Origin of the sequence: Saccharothrix longispora (assembly GCF_031455225.1) — a bacterium.
Classification (GTDB): Bacteria; Actinomycetota; Actinomycetes; order Mycobacteriales; family Pseudonocardiaceae; genus Actinosynnema; species Actinosynnema longispora.
In genome coordinates this window covers 6600270-6622818 of record NZ_JAVDSG010000001.1, presented here as the reverse complement: position 1 = coordinate 6622818, position 22549 = coordinate 6600270, and the positions used below count along the sequence as shown (strand labels likewise).

The window sequence follows — 22549 nt, the reverse complement described above, 5'->3', positions numbered from 1 at the left end:
CCGCGCCGGACTATTCGGCCGCGTGGTATTCCACGGATTCCTTCGTCAACTGCATGAAGGCTTCTTCCAGCGAACCGAGCTGCGGGCTCAACTCGTGCAGCGTGATGCCGTTGGCCGCGGCCAGCTCGCCGATGGACGCCGCCTCGACGCCGTGCACCACGAGCGCGCCGTCCCCGGTCGCGGAGTCGGTGAGGCGGGCCTTGTCGCCGAGCAGCTCGCGCAGGCGGTCGAGGTGCGGCGAGCGGATGCGGACGGCGTCCTCGGTGGCTTCCTTGATGAACTGCGCGGTGCTGGTCTGGGCGATCAACCGGCCGCGGCCGATGACGATGAGGTCCTGCGCGGTCTGCGCCATCTCCGAGAGCAGGTGGCTCGACACGAACACGGTCTTGCCCTCGTCGGCCAGCCGGTGCATGAACTGCCTGATCCAGAGGATGCCCTCGGGGTCGAGGCCGTTGACCGGCTCGTCGAACAGCAGCACGTCGGGGTCGCCGAGCAGGGTGCCCGCGATGCCGAGGCGCTGGGACATGCCGAGCGAGTAGGAGCCGGCGCGGCGCTTGGCGACCTGGGTGAGGCCGACCAGGTCCAGCACCTCGTCGACCCGCTTGAGCGGGATGCCGTTGGACTTGGCCAACCAGTGCAGGTGGGCGTGCGCCGACCGGTTCGGGTGCACCCACTTGGCGTCGAGCAGCGCGCCGACGACCCGCAGGGGCTGCTTCAGCGACCGGTAGTCCCGGCCGTTCACGGTGACCCGCCCGCGGGTGGGGGTGTCGAGGCCGAGGACCATGCGCATGGTGGTGGACTTGCCCGCGCCGTTCGGGCCGAGGAAGCCGGTGACCCGGCCGGGCTCGACGGTGAACGACAGGTCGTCCACGGCGACGGTCTTCCCGTAGTGCTTGGTGAGGCCGGTCGCTTCGATCATGACTTCTCCCCGTCCGATCTGGGCTTGTGCCGAACCTGGAGCGGTGTGGTGCCGCACAGCGGGGGAACGCGGCGGGGGAACCCGGGCCACCTCCCCGAAAGGCGACCCGGGTTCCCCCCTTTCCCCCGTGCCGGGCGGCGCGACCCCCGAAGACCGCGCCGCCCGCTCCCCTTACGCGTCCCGCCGCTTCACGACCACCAGCGAGATGACGTAGACCGCGAGGGCGATGCCGGCGAAGTAGGCCAGCGAGCCCCAGGGGCTCAGCTCGCCGATGGCGGGCGGCCCGGCCCCCTCCGGGATGGCGCTCGGGTCCGGGTCGCCGAAGATGAACTTGCTGACCACGGTGAACGGCATCCACTTCTGGATGTCGTCGCCGATGTTCGGGATGAACCCGACGACGCTCTCCAGGACCAGCGCGAACACCAGGATGATCGACACGGCGCCCGCGGTCTGCCGCACCAGCGCGCCCACGCCGAGGGCGAGCAGCGCGCCCGCCGCGTAGACGAGGCCGACGCCCGCGACGTGCCGCCAGTCGTTGGCCGAGGTCAGCGCGAGCTGCGAGGTGTCGTCGGCGAGCAGCCAGCTCAGGCCCCACGACCCGAACGCGGCGGCCTCGCCGACCAGGCCGGCGAGCAGCATCACGACGACGGCCTTGGCGATCATCGGCGAGATGCGGTCCGGCACGGCCTGGAACGTCGACCTGATGGTGCCGAAGCGGTACTCGGTGGTGACCGCCAGCGCGGCCATCACCATGATCACGTACAGGCCGAACGTGTGCGTGAACACCGCGCCGATCACCGGCAGCGGCCCGGTCCAGTTGGCCGAGATCAGGGCGGTGAGGCCCACGGTCAACCCGAGGGCGAGCAGCATGCACCACCACGGCGAGCGGGTGGAGAACAGCTTGATCCGTTCAACGGCGAGCAGAGTCATCGCGGTGTCACTTCCCCTGGGCGATCTCGGCGTGGTACTCGACGGAGTCACCGGTGAGCTGCATGAACGCCTGTTCGAGCGAGCCGTGCTGCGGGCTCAGCTCGTGCAGGACGACACCGGCGGCGGCGGCGATGTCCCCGATCTGGTCGCTGGAGGCGCCCGACACGGTGAGCGACGCGTCGGCGTCCTCGTGGACCGTGAAGCCCTTGTCGACGAGCATCGCGCCCAGCTTGTCGGCGTGCGGGCTGCGCACCCGGACGGTGTTCTCGGTCGACCGCTCGATGAACTCCGTCGTGGTGGACTGCGAGATCAGCCTGCCGCGCCCGATGACCACCAGGTCCTGCGCGGTGACCGCCATCTCCGAGAGCAGGTGGCTCGACACCAGCACGGTGCGGCCCTCGGCGGCCAGTCCCTGCATGAACTGCCTGATCCAGAGGATGCCCTCGGGGTCGAGGCCGTTCACCGGTTCGTCGAACAGCAGCACCTTCGGGTCACCCAGGAGGGCCCCGGCGATGCCGAGGCGCTGCGACATGCCGAGCGAGTAGGACCCGGCGCGGCGCTTGGCGACCTTGGTCAGGCCGACCAGGTCGAGCACCTCGTCCACCCGCCGGTCGGGCAGGCCGTTCGACTTGGCGAGCCACTGGAGGTGCGCCCTGGCCGACCGGTTCGGGTGCACCCACTTGGCGTCGAGCAGCGCGCCGACGGTGCGCAGCGGCCGGTCGAGCTGCTGGTACGGCTTGCCGCCGATCAGCACCTTGCCCGCGCTCGGCCGGTCGAGGCCGAGGATCATCCGCATGGTGGTGGACTTGCCCGCGCCGTTCGGGCCGAGGAAGCCGGTGACCCGACCCGGCTCGACGGCGAACGACAGGTTGTCCACCGCCACCGTCTTCCCGTAGCGCTTGGTGAGGCCGACAGCCTCGATCATGTTCTCTCCCCTGGACGGACACATCCCCCGAGTTCGGGTAGAACCTTGCCCGGTCCAGGGGGGCTTACGCATCGGTCTGTAGTTGACTCGTGGGTGCGACTTCAGTCTTATCGTGACCGCTACCTCGGTTGTAGTAATCCGTGATCACCCTGAGTCGTCCCCAGGGTCGATGCCCGGCCGCTCTCAGGGAAGCCCCGCGGTGCGCGGTCGACGCGGCCGGCCGGGCCGACCCGCCGGTCAGGCCGCGAAGTACCGGTCCAGCACGGCGGCGGCGCCGTCCTCCAGGACGGTCGAGGTGACCGCGTCCGCCACCTGCCGCACGGCGACCGGCGCCTGCCCCATCGCCACGCCGTGCGCGGCCCACCGCAGCATCTCCACGTCGTTGTCGCCGTCGCCGATGGCCAGCGTGTCCCCGACCGCCACGCCGAGCGCGCGCCGCAGGTCCTCCAGGGCCGCGCCCTTCGTCACGCCGGGCGGGGTGAGGGTGAGCCACGGCTCGGTGTGGTCGTGCGAGGCGGTGACGCCCGGCAGCTCGACGTCCACCAGGCGCAGCGCCAGCTCCTCGGGCGTGCGGCCGACCCACCGCACGACCAGGCGCGGCGTGGGTTCGGCGACCAGCTCGTCGTGGGACACCTCGCGCACGTCACCCCACAGGTCGCCGTCCGGGAAGCGGCCGAGGGAGAGGTTGCCGAGGCCGGTCACCTCGGCCGCGAACACCGCGTCGGGCAGCAGCGCCCGCAGCCGCCGCACGGACGGGCCCGGGTCGAACGCGACCTTGCGGACCACCTCGCGGGACGTCGTGTCCCACCACACCGCGCCGTTGGAGCAGATCGCGGTCGTGTCGCGCAGGCCGAGGTCGTCGACGATCGGCCGGGTGCCGATCAGGCTGCGACCCGTGGACAGCACGACGTGGGCACCGTGGTCCACGGCCCGGTGGATCGCCGCGCGCACGGCCGGCGCGACCTCCTCGCGGCCCAGCGGGGTGATCGTTCCGTCGATGTCGAGGGCGATGAGCCGCGGTCTCCAGGTCACTGTCGCCACCCTACTGGCCGGCGATTAATGAACCGTGGTTCAATAACGGTGTGGCACGACCGAGGACGATCACGGACGAGCGCCTCCTGACCGCGGCGACCGAGGTGATCGGCCTCCGGGGGCCGGGCTTCACCCTCGCGGAGGTGGCCGCGCGGGCGGGTGTGTCGGTGGGCACGGTGGCGCAGCGGTTCGGTTCGAAGTCGGGCCTGCTCCAGGCCCTGACCAGGCAGACGACGGAGCACGTCGTCCGGCGGATGCACGAGGCGGCCGAGGGGCTCGACCCCCTGGCCGGCCTGCGCGCGGCGCTGCTCACCTGGCTCGACGGCATGAGCGACCCGGCCGAGGCCCAGAACCACCTGGCGCAGCTCGGCGTCGACCTGATCGACCCCGGGCTGCGGGCGCTGCTCGCGCGGCTGTACGAGGTGACCGGGGAGACCGTGCTGGAGCTGACCCGCCGGGTCGACCTGCCGCGCGGGCCGGGCCCGGAGCGCGCGGCGCGGGTGCTCACGGGGTTGGTCTACGGGGTGTCGATGGACTGGTCGGTCCGGCCGCGCGGCGCGCTGGTCGACCGGCTGGCGGAGGACGTGGACGCGGTGCTGGACGCGTGGAAGGGGAGATGATGGCCGATCTTCGGGGCAAGGTCGCCGCGGTGACGGGGGCGACCCGGGGCGCGGGGCGGGCGATCGCGGTGGAGCTGGGCGCGGCGGGCGCCACGGTGTTCGTCGGCGGCCGGTCGACGCGGGAGCGGAAGTCCCCGATCAACCGGGACGAGACGATCGAGGAGACGGCGGAGCTGGTCACGGCCGCCGGCGGGCGGGGCGTCGCGGTCCGCTGCGACTTCACCGACCCCGCCGACGTGGACGCGTTCCGCGCCCGCGTCGAGGCGGAGGCGGACGGGCGGCTCGACGTGCTCGTGGACGACGTGTGGGGCGGTGAGCAGGACACCCAATTCGGGGTCTTCTGGGAGCAGGACCTGGAGAAGCAGCTGGGGATGTGGCGGAACAGCGTGCAGGCGCACCTGGTCACCCTGCACCGCCTGCTGCCGCTGCTGATCCGCCGACCCGGCGGGCTGCTGGTCGAGGTGACCGACGGCGACGACGACGAGTACTACGCCCAGTCGCTGGCCTACGACTCGGTCAAGGTCGCGATCCGGCGGTTCGGCACGGTGATGGCGAAGGAGCTGGAGGCGTTCGGCGGCACGTCGGTCGCCGTCACGCCCGGGTTCCTGCGGTCCGAGCAGATGCTGGAGCACTTCGGCGTGACCGAGGAGAACTGGCGCGACGCGATCGCGAAGGAGCCGCACTACGCGATGTCCGAGACGCCGCACTACGTGGGGCGCGGCATCGCGGCGCTGGCGGCCGACCCGGACCGGCACCGGTTCACCGGCCGGGCGCTCGCGTCGTGGACCCTCATGCGGGAGTACGGCTTCACCGACCTCGACGGTTCGCGGCCCGACTGGGGCCGCTGGTACGAGGAGGTCTTCAAGGCGGGCGTCGACCCGACGACGGCGGACGCCTCGGCGTACCGCTGAGGCGCGGCCGCCGCCGGCAGGGTGCGAACCCGGTCGGGTGCGAACCCGATCGGGCGGGACCCGCCGGATAGCGTGTCGGCGTGATCCGCGTCGCCGCCGCCCAGGTCCGCTGCCCGTGGCTCGACGTGGCCGCGGGCGTCCGCGTGGTCGTCGACTTCGTCGGCCGGGCGGCGGCGCGGGGCGTGGACCTCGTCGCCTTCCCTGAGGCCTTCCTCCCCGGCTACCCGTTCTGGCTCACCCAGCCCGGTGGCGTCCCGCTCGACGACCCGCGCCAGCGGCTCGCCCACGCCGCCTACCAGGAGGCCGCTGTCGAGGTGACCGGTCCCGAGGTGCGGCTGATCACCGAGGCCGTCCGCGACCACGGCGTCTTCACCTACCTGGGCATCGCCGAGCGCGACCCCGTGAACCGCGCCGTCCACTGCACCCTGCTCGCCGTCGATCCGGCGCGCGGCGTGGTCGGCGTGCACCGCAAGCTCGTGCCGACCGCCGAGGAACGGCTCGTCTGGGCCGATGGCGACGGTCACGGGCTGCGCGTCCACGACGCGGGCGGCCTGAGGGTCGGCGGCCTGTGCTGCTGGGAGAACTGGTCGCCCCTGGCCCGGCACTCCCTCTACGCCCAGGCCCCCGACCTGCACGTCTCCGTCTGGCCGGGCTCCACGCGGCTGACCGGCGACATCACCCGGTTCGTCGCGCGGGAGGGCGGCGTGTACTCGCTCGCGGCCGGCGCGCTGCTCGACCGGGCCGACGTCCCGGCCGGTTTCCCGCTGCGCGACGACGTCCTCGCCGCGGGTGGCGCGTCGCCCTACGACGGCGGGTCCGCCATCGCCGGCCCGGACGGCCGGTGGCTGGTCGAACCGGTCGCCGGCGAGGAGCGGCTGGTGATCGCCGACGTCGACCCCGTCGTGGTGCGGGGCGGGCGGCAGCGGGAGGACCACGCGACCCGCTTCGGCCGGCCGGACGTCTTCGACCTGGCCGTCGACCGCCGCCGGGCCGCGCCCACCCGGTTCACGGACTGACGCACCCGGGATCGGGCGCCAGGGATCGGGCGCCGGGGATCGGGCGCCGGGGATCGGGCGCCGGCAGGCTCACACGTCGCCGGGTCGCACCAGCCCCGTCTCGTAGGCCAGCACCACGGCCTGCACCCGGTCCCGCAGCTCCAGCTTCGCCAGGATGCGCCCCACGTGCGTCTTCACCGTCGCCTCGGACAGGAACAGCTTCCGCGCGATCTCGGTGTTCGACAGCCCCTTGGCGATCAGCACGAGCACCTCGCGCTCCCGCTCGGTCAGCGCCTCCAGCACCGAGGCGTCCCGCAGCTCGCCGCCGCCGTCGCCGAGGAAGCGGCTCAGCAGCCGCTTCGTCACCGACGGCGAGACCACCGCGTCGCCGCTGGCCACCGCGCGCAGCGCCGACACCAGGTCACCGGGCGGCGTGTCCTTGAGCAGGAAGCCGGACGCCCCGTTCCGCAGCGCCGAGAGCGCGTACTCGTCCATGTCGAACGTGGTCATCACGAGCACCTTCGCGGTGCCCGCCTCGGCGATCCGCTTGGTCGCCTCCACGCCGTCGAGCACGGGCATGCGGACGTCCATCAGCACCACGTCCGGCCTCAGCGAGGCCGCCATGTGCACGGCGTCCAGCCCGTCGCCGGCCTCGCCGACCACGTCCACGTCCTCTTGTGCGCCGAGCACCATCCGGAAGCCCATGCGCATGAGTTCCTGGTCGTCGACGAGCAGCACCCGGATCACGAAACCACCCTATGACGGCACCAGTGGGAGGACCGCGCGAACCCGCCACCCGCCGCCGGGGTTGGGGCCCGCTTCCAGCGTGCCGCCGAGCACGCCGGCGCGTTCGCGCATGCCGATCAGCCCGTTGCCGCCGGACACCGCGACGAGGTCGTGGGGCGTGCCGAACCCGTCGTCGGCCACCTCCACGTCCACGTGATCACCCGCCTGGGCGACGCGGACGGTCGCCGAGGCGCCCGAGCCCGCGTGCTTCAACGTGTTGGTGAGCGCTTCCTGCACGATCCGGTAGACGCCCAGCCCCAGGCCGGCGGGCAGCGCGCTCAGGTCGCCCGCCGTCTCCAGGCGCACCGGCAGCCCGGCCGCGCGCAGGCTCTCGGCCAGTTCGTGCAGCTCGCCCGCGCCCGGCTGGGGCGCCCACTGCGTGCTCGACTGGTCTTCCGACCGCAGCACGCCCAGCAGCCGCCGCAGCTCGGTCAGCGCCTGCCGGCCGGTGTCGGAGATGGTCCTCATCGCGGCCTCGGCCAGCTCCGGGTTCGTCTTGATCGCGTACCCCGCGCCGTCGGCCTGCACCACCATCACGCTCACTGCGTGCGCGACCACGTCGTGCAGCTCGCGCGCGATCCGCGACCGCTCCGCGCCGACCGCGATGCGCGCCTGCTGGTCGCGCTCGGTCTCCAGCAGCTTGAGCCGCTGCTCCAGCTCCGAGTGGTACGCCCGCCGCGCGCCGACGAACTCGCCCAGCGCCCAGCTGAACCCGAACACGACGGCGATGACGAACACGATGAACGCGGTGTCGATGCCGCCGCCGATGCGCCAGTAGGCCCACGTGAACGTGCCGACGGCCAACCAGATCGCGTACAGCAGGCCCTGCCTGCGCCCCACGTACGCCACGACCGTGTAGAGCGCCACGGCCAGCGCGAAGTCGCCCCCGCGGAACGGGATGCCGCCGCCGTCCACGCTCCCGTGCGTGAGGAGCTGGAGGACGCCGCCGGCCAGGGTGGTGTAGGCCGCGCCGAGGGGGTACCTGCGCCGGAACACGATCGGCACGATCAGGACGGCCCCGACGAACAGGAGCGTGGCCGGCGGCACGAAGTCCGACGCGGCGGCCACCACGCCCAGGTCGAACACGAACAGCACCCCGGCGATCAGGGAGTCCCCGAACACCGGGTGCGCTCGCATCCACAGGCTCAGCCGTCGCACTGGACCAGGTTAGGTATCCGACGAACTCGCGCGCGTCGCGCCACGGGTTGACCGCGCCTAGTCCTCCAGGCGGATGAGCCGCCTGGAGGACTAGGCGCGAGCGGGTGACGCCGGGAGGTCCCGCCTACCGGATCGTCTTGACCTGCGTCGGGTCGACCTGCTGCTCGGGGGTCGGCGCCGCGGTCGGGGTGGCGGTGGTCCCGGGGGCGGGCACCACGGGGGCGCTCGCCGCGGGCGGGTCCACCGTGGTGGCGGTCGGCGCGCTCGCGGCCGGCGACGTCGTCGTCGGGTAGGCGAGCGGCTCGGCCCGGCTCTGCGCGGGCACCCGGTGCGCCTGGTCGAACTGCCGGTGGTCCTCGGCCATCTCGTCGGCCAGCTGCTGCTGGATCTGCCGGTCGCGGATGCGGCCCAGGATGACCATGGTCACCGCGTGCACCAGCGCCAGCACCAGGAGCATGATGCCGAGCTTCATGACGACGTTCTTGACCGGGTCGCCGGTGTCGACGGAGATCATCGACACGAGCGCCAGCATGCCGAGCACCACCAGGTGGAAGAGAACGGTGGCGAGGCGGGTCATCGACCTGGCCGCCTCGGGATCGCCGTACGCGCGGTTCATGTAGCCCTTGCCGCTGCGGTAGATCAACTGGCCGTCGATCAGCACCAGCACCACGCCGAGCAGCAGGAACACCGCATAGCCCTGTTCCATGACGTGACCTCCCTCGTCAGCGCCGGAAATACCCTGAAAGAGGCGTTCACAAACCGGTGGTCACCCGCACGTGGCACGATTCCCGGCGTGACAGCCCAGGCCCAGCAGTTCGCCGGCCCGCTCTCGGCGGCCGTCGCGAACCTCTGCGCCGGTCTGGGGCCGCAGGTGTCCCCGGCGACCGCCGCCGGGTTCCGCGAGGTGCTGCGCAGGCTGTCCGCGCCGTTGCAGGTCGCCGTCGCCGGCCGGATCAAGTCCGGCAAGTCGACGTTGGTCAACGCGCTGATCGGCCGGCGGGTCGCGCCGACGGACGTGGGCGAGTGCACCCGCCTGGTGACCCGCTTCCAGTACGGCACGGTGGACCGCGTCGAGGTCGTGTTCACCGACGGGCGCAAGCAGGTGCTGCCGTTCCAGGCCGACGGCTCCATCCCGCCCGACCTGGGCGTGGACGTCGAGCGCGTGTCGCACGTCGAGGCCTACCTGACCAACGCCGTGCTGCGCGACCTGACCGTGATCGACACGCCGGGCCTCGGCTCGCTCGACGCCGCGTCGGTCGCCCGCACCGAGGCGCTGCTCAGCGGCGAGCTGGACCCGGTGTCGCGCAACGCCGTCGCCGGCGCGGAGGCCGTGCTGTACGTCGTCACGCAGGGCGTGCGGCAGGACGACCAGCAGGCGCTGGCCGCGTTCACCGCCGCCACGGCCAGCCGCGAGGCGGGGCCGGTCAACGCGATCGCCGTGCTGAACAAGGCCGACACGATCGCCCCGGAGACCGTCGAGGGCGCGGACGGCGACACGTGGAAGGCGGCCGTGCTGCTCGCCGAGCGGCAGGCGCTCACCCTCAAGCCCCGCGTCGCGGACGTGCTGCCGGTGATCGGCCTGATCGCCGAGTCCACCGAGACCGGCGGCTTCACCTCGGCCGACGCCGACGCGCTGCGCAAGCTCGCCGAGCTGGACGGCGCCACCCGCGAGACCATGCTGATCTCGGCCGACCTGTTCACCACCTGGGAGTGCGACGTGCCCGCCGGCACCCGCGCCCGGCTGCTGGAGAAGCTCGACCTGTACGGCATCGGCAAGGCCCTCGAAGCGCTCGACGCCGACCCGGGCACCACCGCCGGGGCGCTGCGCCGCACGCTGCTGGACGCGTCCGGCCTGCACGGCGTGCGCGCCAAGCTCAACGCGGTGTTCCGGTCGCGCGCCGACGGCATCAAGGCCGCCGCCGCGCTGGCGTCCGTCACAGCCCTGGCCGCCGCCTCGGGCGACCCCGGCGAGCGGCAGCGCGTGCACGACGCCATCGAGGTGCTGCTGGCCAAGCCGGAGGCGCACCAGCTGCGGCTGCTGGAGGCGTTGACGCTCGTCGCGTCCGGGGCCGTGGCGATGCCGAACGACCTGGTGGAGGAAGTGCTGAGGTTCGGCAGCTCGCCGGACCTGGCCGAGCAGCTGGGCATGCGCGGGCGGCCCCACCAGGAGCTGATCGCGTACGCGCTGGAGCGGGCCGGCTGGTGGCGCTCCTTCGCGTCGTTCGGCGCCACGCCCGCGCAGAGCCGGGTGGCGCACGTGGTGCACCGGGCGTACTTCCTGATGTGGCAACAACTGCGGGGGCGGCGATGACCGGACCGGGGGGAATCGGACCGGGGGGGAACGGACCGGGGGGGAACGGAACTGAGGGCGGCTCGACGGCGTCGGACGACGGTGTGGAGACCCTCATCGCCGGTGAGCTGCTGGACCAGGCGCTGGCGGAGCGGCGCGCGCTCGTGCAGCTCTGCCTCTACGCGTTGGACCGCGCCCGCAGCTCCGGGGTCGTGGAACGGCTCGAAGAAGGGCTGGCGGGCATCGGCGTGATCGCGCTGCGCCCCGACGGGGAGCGGTTCGACCCGTCGCTGCACGAGGCGGGCGGCACCGTGCCGACGGGGGACGTGTCGCTCGACGGCGTCGTCGCCGAGACCGAGGTGGTCGGGTTCGCCGACCGCGGGCGGACGCTGCGCGCCCCGGTCGTCACGGTCTACACGTCGCGATGACGAGCCTCCCGCAGGTGGTGCGGCAGACCAGGGAGAAGCTGACCGCGCTCGTCCGGGCGCTCGACCCCGCGGCGGCGGCGTTCGTCGAGGCCAAGAGGAGTGGCCCGGCGTCCGTGGTCGTCGTCGGTGAGACCAACCGCGGCAAGTCGTCCCTGGTCAACGCCCTGCTCGCGACGCCGGGCCTGTCACCGGTGGACGCCGAGGTGGCGACCGCGACGTACCTGGTGTTCCGGCACGGCGCCGAGTGGTCGGGGCGGGCCTGCTACGCCGGGTCGATGTCGCCGGTGCCGTTCGACCGGTCCGAGATGGTCAACTGGGTGTCCGCCGCGCACGAGCTGCCCGAGGGGATGCTGCCGCCCCGGTACGTGGAGGTGGAGGCCCCGATCCCGCTGCTGGAGCGCCTGTCGGTGGTCGACACGCCCGGTGTCGGCGGGCTCGACTCGGCGCACGGCGAGCTGGCCGCCGAGGCCGCCGCCACGGCCACCGCGCTGCTGTTCGTGGTCGACGCCTCCGCCCCGTTCACCCGCGGTGAGCTGGACTTCCTGCGCACGGTCGGCGAACGCGTCGAGACCGTCGTGTTCGCGCTGACCAAGGTCGACCGGTTCCGCGGCTGGCGGCAGGTGCTGGAGGCCGACCAGGCGCTGCTCGCCGAGCACGCGCCCCGGTTCCGCGGCGCGGTGTTCCACCCCGTGTCGTCGCGGATGTTCGAGCTGGCGGCCCAGGCGCCCAACCCCGACGCGGCGGCCATGCTGCGCGAGCGGTCGGGCGTCGGCGAGCTCCAGGCGGCGCTCCAGGAGCTGGTGGTCGGCCGGGCCGCGATGCTCGGCGAGGCGAACGGCCTGCGCGCGCTGGCCACCGTGCTCGACGAGCTGATCGCCCGCGGCGAGGCCGACAAGCGCGCCCTGTCGTCCGGCGAGGAGGAGGCGGAGGCGCTGCGCGGCCGGCGCGACGAGCTGAACTCGCAGCGCCGTTCGTCCACCCGGAGCTGGCAGGTCAGGCTGCGCAGCGAGGTGCAGCGGGCCCGCGTGGAGGGCGCGCACGAGGTCAGCAGGCAGGTGCGCGACCTCCAGACGTGGTTCCGCACGGCCATCGACGCGGCCGACCGCGACCGGTTGGCCGCGCTGCCGCAGGAGGTGGACACCTCGTTGCAGCTGGTGTCCGGGCGGATCAGCGCGGGTCTCGGCACCCGGTTGGCGCGGGTCGCCGACGCCGCCCTGGCCGACCTGTTCTCCCCGGAGGAGCTGGCCGTGATCCGCGGCCAGTTCGCACGCGGCGTGACGCCGCCGGTCGTGCTGCGGCCACCGGAGAAGCGCGCGCCGACCGCCGAGGACAAGCTGCTGGTGTTCATGGGCGTGTCCGGCGGCTTGGGCGCGGGCCGGCTCGCGGCGCTGCCCCTGGCGGGCCTCGGCGTGGCCGCGCTGAACCCCGTCGTGCTGCCGGTGACGCTGGTGCTGGGGCTCGGCGCGGGCTGGTGGATGGCGCGCACCCGCAAGCACTCGGCCGACAAGCAGCACCTCAAGCAGTGGCTGTCCGACGCCATCGCCGACGCCCGGTCCACTTTGGACCAACTGGTGGCCGAGCAGCTGATCGAGGCCGAGCAGCAGCTGTCGCTCGCGCTGGACGACGCGCTGGGCAAGCGGGTCGATGCGATCGAGGCCGAGCTGCGCGAGGTCGACAAGGCGCTGCGGATGGGCGCCGGCGAGCGGACGCGGGCGCTCCAGGCCGTGACGAAGCGGCTGGCCGAGCTGACCGCCGGACGGGCGAAGGTCGACGAGCTGCTGGCCCGGATCAGGGCCGTGCGCGACCGCGCGTGACGCCGTCGTCGCGGTGCGGCACGGCGACGGCCGGCGTCCGGGTGTCGGTGCGGCGAGAACTACCCGGCCGGAACCGAACGGGCATAACGTGAGTCCAACCAGCACGAACGCGGGAGGGTGGGAACGGTGTACATCGACGAGACAGGCGCGGCCGACGGCGAGCTGAAGGTCACGGTCGGCGACGAGGAGTACACCGCCGAGGCGACCTACGACCTCGACGAGGACGGGGTCGACGAGAGCGCGGTCGTGGAGACCGACGACGGCGGGCACCTCGCGTTCAGCGACACCGACGGCGACGGCGACGCCGACCTCATGAGCACGTTCGACGCCGACGGCGAGCTGACCTCGCAGGCGACGTTCGACGAGGAGTCCGGCGACTGGGTCGCCGTCGACCCCTCGGACGACCGCGACCAGCAGACCAACAGCAACGACGGCAAGTCGATGACCGTCGACGTCGAGGACGGCGGTGTGCAGGAGGTCGGCCCCGCCACCGAGGACACGGACGGCGACGGCCGGGCCGACACGGCGGTCGTGCGCGACGAGGACGGCGACACCTGGCTGTTCACCGACTCCGACGGCGACGGCAGCGCCGACATCGCCACCGAGATCACGCGGGACGGCGAGGTCACGGTGTCGAAGCACACCGGCGAGGACGAGTGGACCGAGGTCGAGCACGGCCGCATCGGCTCGGACGGCAAGTACGAGCCGGACGCCGACGAGGTGTGGGCGGCCGACGCGGACCCGGCGGAGCAGAAGGTCACCGTGTCGGGCGTGGTGCGCATCGACTCCGTGACGGGGCAGTGGATCAGCCCGAACTGACCCGCCGCACGAACGCCCGCCAGGCCCGGCCGGAGAACGCGAAGGCCGGGCCGGCGGTGTTCTTGGAGTCCCGCACGCCCACGGTCGCGCCGGAGAACCTCACCTCGACGCAGGCGTTGCTACCGCCGGAGCTGTAACTGCTCGTGAACCACTGGGCGGTCATCTGGCCCCCTTCAGCCGGTCGATCAGCAGTGCCCGGGTCTCCTCGCGGCCCAGCGCCAACTGCCCGACCCGCTCGAAGATCCGCTGCATGGGCTCGACGTCTTCCGCTTGATCGTAGTAGGTGGCCGCGCCGTGCAGAACGGTCGCGAAGCCCACCCCCGGTGCCCGGGGGAAGTCCAGCACCACCAGACCGCCGCCCAGGGCGGGGTTGTCCGGAGTGCCCCGCGGGACCACCCGGATGCCGAGCCCGGGTTGCCGCTCCAGGAGTTGCAGCAGGTGCAGCACTTGGCCGCGCATCACCGACTCGCTCCCGATCACGTTGTCCAAGGCGTCCTCGGTGAAGACCACCTCGATGCGCTTGGGGGTGCCGGCTTCCAGCACCCGCCTCTGGTGCTCCAGGCGGAATTCGGTGCGCTCGACGGTCTCCGCCTCCGAGTCCGACCAGTAGATCGCGTTCGACAGCGCCATCAGCGCCCTGACGTACTCGGGCGACTGCACGAGGCCGGGGATGACCCCGCACTCGTACCACCTGATCTTCGTCGAGGCCGCCTGGAGTTCGGCGAGGCGCTGGAAGGGCTCCGGCAGGTTGTCGACATATCCCCTCCGAGGTGCCCGCCGCCGGGCTGCGGAACCCAGGGCCAGGACCGTTTCCCGCTCCTGGTCGGATGCGCCGTAGAAGTCGAGCAGCCTGGTCAACTCCTCGGTGCCGAAGCCACCCTTCCCGTTCTCGACCTGGCTGATGCGGCCCGCTGTCCGTCCGATCACCGCTCCGGCTTCGCCTTGCGACCTGCGTGCCTGGTTGCGCAGGCGAGCGAGCGTCAAGCCGAGTTGGAGCCGCTCGATGGTCTGCCGCGCCAGCCCCATGTCCACTCCATCGTGTTAAGGCTAAGTGCCCGTCTCTAAGCCTAATTTATAGGATTATTGGTCCGTTCGTCGTAGTGATCCAACCAGGAGGCGTGCATGACCCGGCGGGAGAGGCGCATCAGGAAGGAACAAGAGCGGCGGGAGTGGTTGCTCCGCTGCCGCACCGAGCACGGCGCGGTGGCCGTCTGCTCGGTCACCGTGAGCAACGGCAGCATCGAGCTGCTCGGCCCGGACGACCGGTTCTGCTTCAGCCTCGAAGAAGTCGAGATCGCGGCCTTCCGCGCGGCCCTCGACGCGGCCATCGCCCGTGCCGAAGCGGACCTGGCCGCCGGGCCGCTCGACAACCCGCGTGCGGAAGCGGTCCGCGTGTCGCGATGATGGCGGGGTGCCGACGCCGCCCCTGATCCGACCGCTGACGGCCGACGACGTCCCCGTCGTCGTGGAGTTCTCGCTGCGCGCGTGGGCCCCGGTCTTCGCGTCGTTCCGCGCCGTCCTGGGCGAGCCGGTCTACGAGGCGCTGTTCCCGGAGTGGAGGACCGCCCAGGCGAAGGCCGTCGAGGACGTCTGCCGCGAGGAGCGCACGGCGGTGTGGGTCGCCGACGTGGGCGACCGCGCCGTCGGGTTCGTCGGGGTGCGCGTCGCCGACGGCGAGATCCACATGCTGGCCGTCGACCCGGAGCACCAGCGCCGGGGCATCGGCACCGCCCTGACCGGCTACGCCGTCGAACGGCTGCGCGCCGCCGGGGTGGTCCTCGCGGTCGTCGGCACGGGCGGGGACCCCGGCCACGCCGCCGCCCGCGCCACCTACGAGAAAGCGGGCTTCACCCCGTTCCCGCAGGTCCAGTACTACAAGCGGCTCGACCGCCGAACGCCTGAACCACCGGCGCTGGACCCTCCCACCGCCGGAGACCCCATGCTGGCCCCGTGGAAAGCGATCTCCTGCCCATCGGGCGGTTCGCCGCGCTGAGCCGGCTGAGCGTCAAGCAACTGCGGCACTACGACGAGCTGGGGCTGCTGGTCCCGGCGCACGTGGACGCCGCCTCCGGTTACCGCTACTACCGGCGCGCGCAGGCCAGGCAGGCGTTGTCCATCGGGCTGCTGCGCTCGCTGGACGTGCCGCTGCCGGTGGTCGCCGCCGTGCTCTCGGGCGCGCCGGGCGCCCTGGACGACGTGCGCGCGGAGCACGAGGCGGAGCTGGTCCGGCGGCGTAGCGCCCTGGCCGCGCTGGAGCGCGTCATGGTCGAGGGCCTGCCGGCCACACCGGTGCGGGTGGTCGCCGAACCGGCCCGCTCGGTGGCCGTGGTCCGCGAGGTCGCGGCGGGGGCGGCCGACGTCTCCCGCGCCACCTCGGCGGCGGTCGCCCGGGTGCTGCGCGAGGTGCCGCCCACCGGTCCGCCGGAGCTGATCGGGTTGTTCCCGGTCGAGTTGGACGACGCCTTCGAGGTGCGGGTCGCGCTGGTGGTGGGGCGCGGCCCGTCGGAGCGGCACCCGTCCGGCCGGAACGCGTCCGGCCGGAACGCATCCGGGTGGGAAGCCTCTGGGCGGGAGGCGGAACCGCTGCCCGGCGGGGAGTTCGCCTGCGCCACCCACGTCGGCCCCTACGACCAGATCCCCCTGACCGCCCACGCCCTCCTCGCCTGGTGCGCCGAGCGGGGCCACCCGCTGCGCGGGCCGATCCGCGAGGTCTACGTCTCCGATCCCGCGACCACCGAGCCCGACCGGCTCGTCACCCACCTGATGATCCCCCTGGAGGAACGCCCGTGACCCCGACGATCACCACGCACGGCCCCGTCACCTGCCTGAGCGTCACCGGCCTCGGCGAACCCGGTGGCAGCGAGCACACCGGTGCCGTCACCGGCCTGTACACCGTGGCCGCCGCCCTCGGCGCGGACCACGGCCCGCTGGAGGGCCAGTGGTGGGCGGAGGGCGTGCCGGACGGCCGCCGCGCGCCGCGCGAGCAGTGGCGCTGGCACCTGCTGCTGCCCGTCGCGCCGCCCGCCGAGGGGGCGGTGGAGCGGGCGCGCGAGGCGGGCCGCGCGTCGTGCCCGGCGGTCGACCGGGTGCGGCTGGCCACCGTCACCGAGGGGCGGTGCGTGGAGCTGCTGCACGAGGGCCCGTTCAGCGAGGAGCACCGGTCGCTGGAGGTCGTGGCCCGGTTCATGGCCGAGCACGGGCTGGTCCCCAACGGCCCGCACCACGAGGTCTACCTGACCCCCTTCGACGACCCGTCGCCGCGCACGCTGCTGCGCCAACCGGTGCGGTCCGCCTGATCACCCGGAATCCCTTGCGGCACAACCGGTAGCACCACCGGACAACCTCGTCGGCAGTGCGGCCGGTTGTGTCCGCCGACCGTTCCTGAATCCTTTGAGAAATACGGACTTTTCGGTACAGCAATTCTTGCACCCCGTCGTGGGAGCGCTCTCACAGGTTGCGGACCTGGACACTTGGTGGTGTGGTGATCGACGCACCGCCGCGCCCTTGCATTCTCGCGACTAAAGAGCGGGTCACCCGGACTTTTAGAGTGATCGGGTGCTGAATCGATTCCAGAATCGGTTTTGTGAGGCAGCCGACAGGGTGGATGTGTGTTACCGAGGATTAACCCGGCTAACCTCCGTCTATCCCTTTGACCGGCACGCCCTCCACCGGGCGGGCGGAGCCATTCCCGAGGACGTCCCACCCGGACACCGGCGTCCACCGTGGGCTGGCGCTCAGCTAGGAGACGAGACGAGATGACGGCAGTGACCATTCCCGGTCTCGACCAGGCACCCACCGACCACCCGCACCTGCTCGCCTGGGTGCACGAGGTCGCCGAACTGACCTGCCCCGACGAGGTCGTCTGGGCCGACGGTTCCCAGGACGAGTGGGACCGCCTGACCGCCAAGCTCGTCGACGCGGGCACGTTCGTCCCGCTGAAGAAGAAGCCGAACTCGTTCTGGGCGGCCAGCGACCCCACCGACGTGGCCCGCGTGGAGGAGCGCACGTTCATCTGTTCCGTGGACCCGGCCGACTGCGGCCCCACGAACAACTGGATGGACCCCGCCGAGATGAAGGCGACGATGACCGACCTGTACCGCGGGTGCATGCGCGGTCGGACGATGTACGTCATCCCGTTCTGCATGGGTCCGCTCGACGCCGAGAAGCCGATGCTGGGCGTCGAGATCACGGACTCCGAGTACGTCGTCGTCTCCATGCACATCATGACCCGCATGGGCACGAGGGCCCTGGCCCGCTTCGGCGACGACGCGCCGTTCGTCAAGGCGCTGCACTCGATCGGCGCGCCGCTGGAGCCGGGCCAGGAGGACGTCGCCTGGCCGTGCAACGAGACCAAGTACATCACCCAGTTCCCCGAGGAGCGGACGATCTGGTCGTTCGGCTCGGGCTACGGCGGCAACGCGCTGCTGGGCAAGAAGTGCTACTCGCTGCGCATCGCCTCGGTGATGGCGCGCGACGAGGGCTGGCTCGCCGAGCACATGCTGATCCTCAAGCTCACCTCGCCGGAGCGGAAGTCGTACTACGTCGCGGCGGCGTTCCCCAGCGCCTGCGGCAAGACCAACCTCGCGATGCTGGAGCCGACCATCCCCGGCTGGAGGGTCGAGACCCTGGGCGACGACATCGCCTGGATGCGGTTCGGCGAGGACGGCCGGCTGTACGCGGTGAACCCGGAGAACGGCTTCTTCGGCGTCGCCCCCGGCACCGACTACCACACCAACCCCAACGCGATGCGCACCATCGAGAAGGGGAACTCGCTGTTCACGAACGTCGCCCTCACCGACGACGGCGACGTGTGGTGGGAGGGCATGGGCGAGCCCCCGGCCCACCTGACCTCGTGGAAGAAGCAGGACTGGACGCCGGGCGGCGACGAGCTGTCGTCGCACCCGAACTCCCGCTACTGCACGCCGATCGCCCAGTGCGACATCAAGGCGCCGGAGTGGGAGGACCCGAAGGGCGTGCCGATCTCGGCGATCTTCTTCGGCGGTCGCCGCGCCACCACGATCCCGCTGGTCACCGAGTCGCGCGACTGGCAGCACGGCGTGTTCATGGGCGCCACCCTGTCCAGCGAGACCACCGCGGCGGCCGTCGGCAAGACCGGCGTCGTGCGCCGCGACCCGATGGCGATGCTGCCGTTCATCGGCTACCACGCCGGTGACTACTTCCAGCACTGGATCGACACCGGCAAGTCGGCCGACGCGGACAAGCTGCCGAAGATCTTCTACGTCAACTGGTTCCGCCGCGGTGAGGACAAGCGCTTCCTGTGGCCCGGGTTCGGCGAGAACTCGCGCGTGCTGAAGTGGGCCATCGAGCGCATCGAGGGCAGGGCCGCGGCCGTCGAGACCCCGATCGGCCACGTGCCGACCGCCGACGAGCTGGACCTGACCGGTCTCGACGCGTCGCGCGAGGACATCGAGGCGGCGCTGGCGTTCGACGCCGACGAGTGGCGCGCCGAGGTCCCGATGATCGAGGAGTGGTTCGCGAAGATCGGCGAGAAGGTGCCGACCTCGCTGCGCGACGAACTGGAGGCGCTGAAGCTCCGCCTCGGCTGAGCCCGGCCGAGCCCGGCCGAGCCCGAAGGCGAAACCCCGGTGGCCAACGACGTCCACCGGGGTTTCTCCTTGCACCGGTAGGCTCGCGGGCTGCCGATCACGAGCTGGTGCGAGGGTGGGAGACCCCGGGTGACGACGTACGACAAGCCCGCCGAGGAGTACTTCGAGGACGAGCCGACCGACATCGAGCGGGAGGTCGACGAGAGGGCCTACCCGGCGAAGCCGTCCGATCGGTCCGAGATCCGGGTGTCGACGAAGCAGTTCTCCATCCGGCAGGTGATGGACCAGATCGACGACGAGGATCTCGAACTCGCGCCGGACTTCCAGCGCAACCAGGTCTGGAAGCCCGCGCAGAAGTCCGGGTTGATCGAGTCGATCCTGCTCCAGATCCCACTGCCCGCGTTCTACTTCGCCGAGACGGCCGAAGGACTGCTGCGAGTGGTGGACGGTCTCCAGCGGCTCTCGACGATCCACGCGTACATGCGCCGGTCCGCCTTCGCGTTGTCCGGTCTGGAGTACCTGGAGGGCGAAGTCGGGGGACTGAAGTTCGACGAACTCGCCTTGCCCTGGCGGCGGCGGATGGACAACACCCAGATCTTCGCGCACGTCATCGACCCGAAGACGCCTCCGCAGGTCACCTACGACATCTTCAAGCGGATCAACACGGGCGGCACCCCGCTCAAGCCGCAGGAGATCCGGCACTGCATGAGCACCCAGCGCAGTCGGGACTTCCTGAAGAGCTGCGTCGACCTGCCCGAGTTCGCCGAGGCGACAGGAGCGAGGCTGCACAACAGCGTGCGGATGGACGACCGCGAGGTGGCGCTCAGGTTCTGCGCCTTCAGGCTGCTCGGCGTGGACCACTACGTGGAGCACTCGCAGGGATCGATCGAGTCGTTCCTCATGGAGGCGACCAACCACCTCGACGATCGCGACCGGATCGACGACGCCGCGTTGGACCGCTTGCGCGAGGCGTTCAGGACGGCCATGGGCAACGCGGCCGCGATCTTCGGCGGCCACGCCTTCCGCAAGTGGCCGGAGGGGTCGGACTACCGCAGCCCGATCAACAAGGCCCTCTTCGAGAGTTGGGCGGTGGCGCTGGCCGACCTGCCCACGACCGAGGCGGGGAAGCGCGCGGAGGGCATCGTGGCCCGCGCTCGGAGCCTCATGAGCCACGACAGGCGCTACGTCGACTCCATCAGCGTGAGCACCGGCGATGCCCGCAAGGTGGCCTACCGCTTCCTGGTGGCGGGGGACGTGGTGGCGCAGTCGTGATCGAGCTGGTCGAGGTGACCAACCTGAAGCGCTTCCTGACCGCCTCCGTCCCGCTCGGGCGGCTGAACCTGCTCACCGGCCTCAACGGCACCGGCAAGAGCACGTTCGTGCAGGCGCTCCTCCTGGCGAAGCAGGCTGCGGGTATCGGTCGTTCGGGCGTCGTGGCGCTCAACGACGTGCACGGCCTGGCGCTCGGTGAGGCGCAGGAGGTCCTGCACCCGCTCGCGGAGGAACCCGCCATCGTGCTCGGCCTTCGTTGCGACGACGGCGAGGTGGGCATCCGCTTCGACGTGCCGGCCAAGCGGTCGTTGAACCTGCCCTTCACCACCGACACCGACCTGCCGGCGAGCCTCTCGGGCGCCTCGGGCCGGTTGTTCTGCTACCTGAACGCCGAACGGCTCGGGCCGCGGGACCAGTTGGCCATGACGAGCGGGGACGTCGAGGACCTCGGCGTCGGCGTGCGCGGCGAGTACACCGCCCAGGTCCTCGCGGCGCACGAGTCGACGCGGGTCGACCGGGACGTGTTGCACCCGGAGACCGATTCCGAGGTCAACCGGGGTGTCAAGACGCTGCGCACGCAGGTGGAGCTGTGGGCCTCGGAGATCATCCGGCCGGTGGAGATCACGGCCTCCTGGCGTCCCGGGCTCAGCGCCAGCACGATCAGGTTCCGGGAGCCGGGTCTGTTCGGCAGTGAGATCCGGCCGGGCAACACCGGCTTCGGCTTCTCCTACGCCCTGCCGATCATCGTCGCGGGGCTGCGCATGCGACCCGGATCGCTGTTCATAGTGGAGAACCCGGAAGCGCACCTCCACCCGGCGGGCCAGTCCAGGATGGGGCGGTTCCTCGCCCGGCTGGCGCGGTTCGGTGTGCAGGTCGTCGTGGAGACGCACAGCGATCACGTGTTGAACGGCGTGCGGCTCGCGGTCGTCGAAGGGGTGTCCGTCGGTCACGCCGACGTGCTGACCTACTTCTTCGGCGAGCGCTCAGGGGACGGTCCCACCCCCATCCGGATGAACGCGAAGGGCAGCCTGGAGTCCTGGCCCGAGGGCTTCTTCGACCAGATCGAGCACGACCTGGGGAGGTTGTCCCGTGCTGGACGGAGGCAGCGCTGACACCTACCGCCTGGTCCTGGACGAGTCGAGCTTCGACTTCAGGGGACACGACGACGAGGACGTGTGCCGCGCCGTCGGCCTGCTGAACGACCTGTTCGAGGAGTTGAACGGCGGTCGGCACCCGGTCGCGCGCTGGTCCGACGTCTACGAGTTTTCCTGTCGTGACGACCTGGCGCTGCACGACGTCCTGTTCGGGCGTGAGACGGCCTTACCGGACCGGGACGAACGACAGCGGCTCATGCGCCTGCTGGACCGGCTGCCCTGCTGGGACGACGAAGAGCCCGCTGGTGTCCCGCTGGAGGTCCACATCGACGAGTGCGGCCCGGTGTTCGCCCCGACCGTGGGGTACGCGCTCCTCGCCGCCACGAAGCAGTTCTCCGTCGCTTGTGTGACGCTGCCCCTGGCCGGTCAGGCCGGACCGCGCGCGGTGCGGGGCGAGTGCGGTGAAGGCGAGGTGTTCTTCCTCGCCTCCACCGAGGCGCTGCCCCGCTTCTGGCGGGCCTCGATGATCTCGGAGAAGGTGTCGGAGAGCGAGTTCTACCGACGTGGGCAGGACGCCTTCCCGAACCTCGTTCTCCACGAGGGGTTGTCGTTCGGGTCTTTCGACGGCTCCTACCAGAACCTGCGCGAGTCGGTGCTGGCGGTGTTGGCGGAGGTCAACGACCGGTTCGCCGCCGTGTGGGACGAGGTGAACGGTCAACCGCACGAGGTCGAGGCCCGGATGGGGTCCCGCGGAGTCGACATGTCGAGGGAGAGCGTCAAGACGCGGGGCAGTCACAAGCACATGGCGATGAGGGACGTCGATCACGACGGGAAGCGGTTCCGCTGTGAGTGGCACGCGAAGCTCGAACGCCATCGCAACCGCATCCACTTCTCCCTGCCCGACCCGGCTCTCGACGGCCGGGTGCTGATCGGCCTGTTCGTCGACCACCTGCCGACCGCGTGATCGCGCCCGTCTCTTTTTGGTCGCC

At 71.8% G+C, this 22549-nt stretch carries 24 protein-coding genes; 15 read left to right on the top strand and 9 right to left on the bottom strand.

Annotation, left to right across the window (positions count from 1 at the left end; all coding sequences use genetic code 11):
- Positions 1 to 10: 10 nt before the first annotated feature.
- The 4 genes from J2S66_RS28395 to J2S66_RS28380 all read right to left on the bottom strand — a co-directional run bounded on the left by J2S66_RS28395 (position 11) and on the right by J2S66_RS28380 (position 3806).
- Positions 11 to 919: an ABC transporter ATP-binding protein gene (locus J2S66_RS28395; protein WP_310310408.1), complete on the bottom strand. Its 909-nt coding sequence runs from the start codon at positions 917 to 919 to the stop codon at positions 11 to 13.
- A gap of 171 nt (positions 920 to 1090) precedes the next feature.
- Positions 1091 to 1849 (bottom strand): hypothetical protein, encoded by a 759-nt coding sequence (locus J2S66_RS28390; protein ID WP_310310406.1) that lies wholly within the window; start codon positions 1847 to 1849, stop codon positions 1091 to 1093.
- Positions 1850 to 1856: 7 nt separating this feature from the next.
- Entirely contained in the window at positions 1857 to 2774 is a 918-nt protein-coding gene (locus J2S66_RS28385; RefSeq protein ID WP_310310404.1) for an ABC transporter ATP-binding protein, read from the bottom strand.
- A gap of 237 nt (positions 2775 to 3011) precedes the next feature.
- Positions 3012 to 3806: an HAD family hydrolase gene (locus J2S66_RS28380; protein WP_310310402.1), complete on the bottom strand. Its 795-nt coding sequence runs from the start codon at positions 3804 to 3806 to the stop codon at positions 3012 to 3014.
- 50 nt (positions 3807 to 3856) lie between these two features.
- Between J2S66_RS28380 and J2S66_RS28375 the strand changes: the two genes are divergently transcribed.
- The 3 genes from J2S66_RS28375 to J2S66_RS28365 all read left to right on the top strand — a co-directional run bounded on the left by J2S66_RS28375 (position 3857) and on the right by J2S66_RS28365 (position 6353).
- A complete protein-coding gene (locus J2S66_RS28375; RefSeq protein ID WP_310310401.1) occupies positions 3857 to 4426 on the top strand; it encodes a TetR/AcrR family transcriptional regulator in 570 nt (189 codons plus the stop codon).
- A complete protein-coding gene (locus J2S66_RS28370; RefSeq protein ID WP_310310399.1) occupies positions 4426 to 5337 on the top strand; it encodes an SDR family oxidoreductase in 912 nt (303 codons plus the stop codon). Before J2S66_RS28375 ends, J2S66_RS28370 begins: the two co-directional genes overlap by 1 nt.
- Positions 5338 to 5417: 80 nt before the next feature.
- On the top strand, positions 5418 to 6353 hold the full coding sequence (locus J2S66_RS28365) for a carbon-nitrogen hydrolase family protein (protein ID WP_310310397.1): 936 nt from the start codon (positions 5418 to 5420) through the stop codon (positions 6351 to 6353).
- Between the two features lie 69 nt (positions 6354 to 6422).
- On the opposite strand, the gene J2S66_RS28360 is transcribed toward J2S66_RS28365, so the two are convergent.
- The 3 genes from J2S66_RS28360 to J2S66_RS28350 all read right to left on the bottom strand — a co-directional run bounded on the left by J2S66_RS28360 (position 6423) and on the right by J2S66_RS28350 (position 8982).
- Complete coding sequence (locus J2S66_RS28360; RefSeq protein WP_306744052.1) at positions 6423 to 7079, bottom strand: response regulator; 657 nt, start codon at positions 7077 to 7079, stop codon at positions 6423 to 6425.
- A gap of 9 nt (positions 7080 to 7088) precedes the next feature.
- Positions 7089 to 8255: a sensor histidine kinase gene (locus J2S66_RS28355; RefSeq protein ID WP_310315132.1), complete on the bottom strand. Its 1167-nt coding sequence runs from the start codon at positions 8253 to 8255 to the stop codon at positions 7089 to 7091.
- A 145-nt stretch (positions 8256 to 8400) separates the two neighbouring features.
- Positions 8401 to 8982: a hypothetical protein gene (locus tag J2S66_RS28350; RefSeq protein WP_310310395.1), complete on the bottom strand. Its 582-nt coding sequence runs from the start codon at positions 8980 to 8982 to the stop codon at positions 8401 to 8403.
- A gap of 87 nt (positions 8983 to 9069) precedes the next feature.
- Between J2S66_RS28350 and J2S66_RS28345 the strand changes: the two genes are divergently transcribed.
- The 4 genes from J2S66_RS28345 to J2S66_RS28330 all read left to right on the top strand — a co-directional run bounded on the left by J2S66_RS28345 (position 9070) and on the right by J2S66_RS28330 (position 13627).
- On the top strand, positions 9070 to 10587 hold the full coding sequence (locus tag J2S66_RS28345) for a dynamin family protein (RefSeq protein ID WP_310310393.1): 1518 nt from the start codon (positions 9070 to 9072) through the stop codon (positions 10585 to 10587).
- On the top strand, positions 10584 to 10994 hold the full coding sequence (gene grpE / locus J2S66_RS28340) for a nucleotide exchange factor GrpE (protein ID WP_310310391.1): 411 nt from the start codon (positions 10584 to 10586) through the stop codon (positions 10992 to 10994). The genes J2S66_RS28345 and grpE overlap by 4 nt, the downstream gene beginning before the upstream one ends.
- Positions 10991 to 12808, top strand: coding sequence for a dynamin family protein (locus J2S66_RS28335; protein ID WP_310310389.1), 1818 nt, complete (start codon positions 10991 to 10993; stop codon positions 12806 to 12808). Before grpE ends, J2S66_RS28335 begins: the two co-directional genes overlap by 4 nt.
- 126 nt (positions 12809 to 12934) lie before the next feature.
- A complete protein-coding gene (locus tag J2S66_RS28330; RefSeq protein ID WP_310310386.1) occupies positions 12935 to 13627 on the top strand; it encodes a hypothetical protein in 693 nt (230 codons plus the stop codon).
- Here J2S66_RS28330 and J2S66_RS28325 read toward each other — a convergent pair.
- Together J2S66_RS28325 and J2S66_RS28320 are read right to left on the bottom strand one after the other, a co-directional pair.
- On the bottom strand, positions 13614 to 13790 hold the full coding sequence (locus tag J2S66_RS28325; protein ID WP_310310384.1) for a DUF397 domain-containing protein: 177 nt from the start codon (positions 13788 to 13790) through the stop codon (positions 13614 to 13616). The two genes, J2S66_RS28330 and J2S66_RS28325, sit on opposite strands and share 14 nt — an antisense overlap.
- Positions 13787 to 14653, bottom strand: coding sequence for a helix-turn-helix domain-containing protein (locus tag J2S66_RS28320; protein ID WP_310310382.1), 867 nt, complete (start codon positions 14651 to 14653; stop codon positions 13787 to 13789). Before J2S66_RS28320 ends, J2S66_RS28325 begins: the two co-directional genes overlap by 4 nt.
- Positions 14654 to 14749: 96 nt before the next feature.
- Between J2S66_RS28320 and J2S66_RS28315 the strand changes: the two genes are divergently transcribed.
- The 8 genes from J2S66_RS28315 to J2S66_RS28280 all read left to right on the top strand — a co-directional run bounded on the left by J2S66_RS28315 (position 14750) and on the right by J2S66_RS28280 (position 22524).
- Complete coding sequence (locus J2S66_RS28315) at positions 14750 to 15031, top strand: hypothetical protein (protein WP_310310380.1); 282 nt, start codon at positions 14750 to 14752, stop codon at positions 15029 to 15031.
- 7 nt (positions 15032 to 15038) lie between these two features.
- The gene (locus J2S66_RS28310) at positions 15039 to 15620 is read left to right on the top strand and encodes a GNAT family N-acetyltransferase (RefSeq protein ID WP_310310378.1); all 582 of its coding nucleotides are present in this window, start codon (positions 15039 to 15041) and stop codon (positions 15618 to 15620) included.
- Complete coding sequence (locus tag J2S66_RS28305) at positions 15578 to 16417, top strand: MerR family transcriptional regulator (protein ID WP_310310376.1); 840 nt, start codon at positions 15578 to 15580, stop codon at positions 16415 to 16417. Before J2S66_RS28310 ends, J2S66_RS28305 begins: the two co-directional genes overlap by 43 nt.
- Positions 16414 to 16923, top strand: coding sequence for a hypothetical protein (locus tag J2S66_RS28300; RefSeq protein ID WP_310310374.1), 510 nt, complete (start codon positions 16414 to 16416; stop codon positions 16921 to 16923). Before J2S66_RS28305 ends, J2S66_RS28300 begins: the two co-directional genes overlap by 4 nt.
- Positions 16924 to 17382: 459 nt before the next feature.
- Positions 17383 to 19194 carry a phosphoenolpyruvate carboxykinase (GTP) gene (locus tag J2S66_RS28295; protein ID WP_310310372.1) on the top strand — a complete coding sequence of 604 codons (1812 nt, stop codon included), beginning with the start codon at positions 17383 to 17385 and terminating at the stop codon, positions 19192 to 19194.
- 129 nt (positions 19195 to 19323) lie between these two features.
- Positions 19324 to 20466 (top strand): GmrSD restriction endonuclease domain-containing protein, encoded by a 1143-nt coding sequence (locus tag J2S66_RS28290; RefSeq protein ID WP_310310370.1) that lies wholly within the window; start codon positions 19324 to 19326, stop codon positions 20464 to 20466.
- Positions 20463 to 21578: a DUF3696 domain-containing protein gene (locus J2S66_RS28285; RefSeq protein WP_310310368.1), complete on the top strand. Its 1116-nt coding sequence runs from the start codon at positions 20463 to 20465 to the stop codon at positions 21576 to 21578. Before J2S66_RS28290 ends, J2S66_RS28285 begins: the two co-directional genes overlap by 4 nt.
- A complete protein-coding gene (locus tag J2S66_RS28280; protein ID WP_310310366.1) occupies positions 21556 to 22524 on the top strand; it encodes a hypothetical protein in 969 nt (322 codons plus the stop codon). Before J2S66_RS28285 ends, J2S66_RS28280 begins: the two co-directional genes overlap by 23 nt.
- The last annotated feature ends 25 nt before the right edge of the window (positions 22525 to 22549 follow it).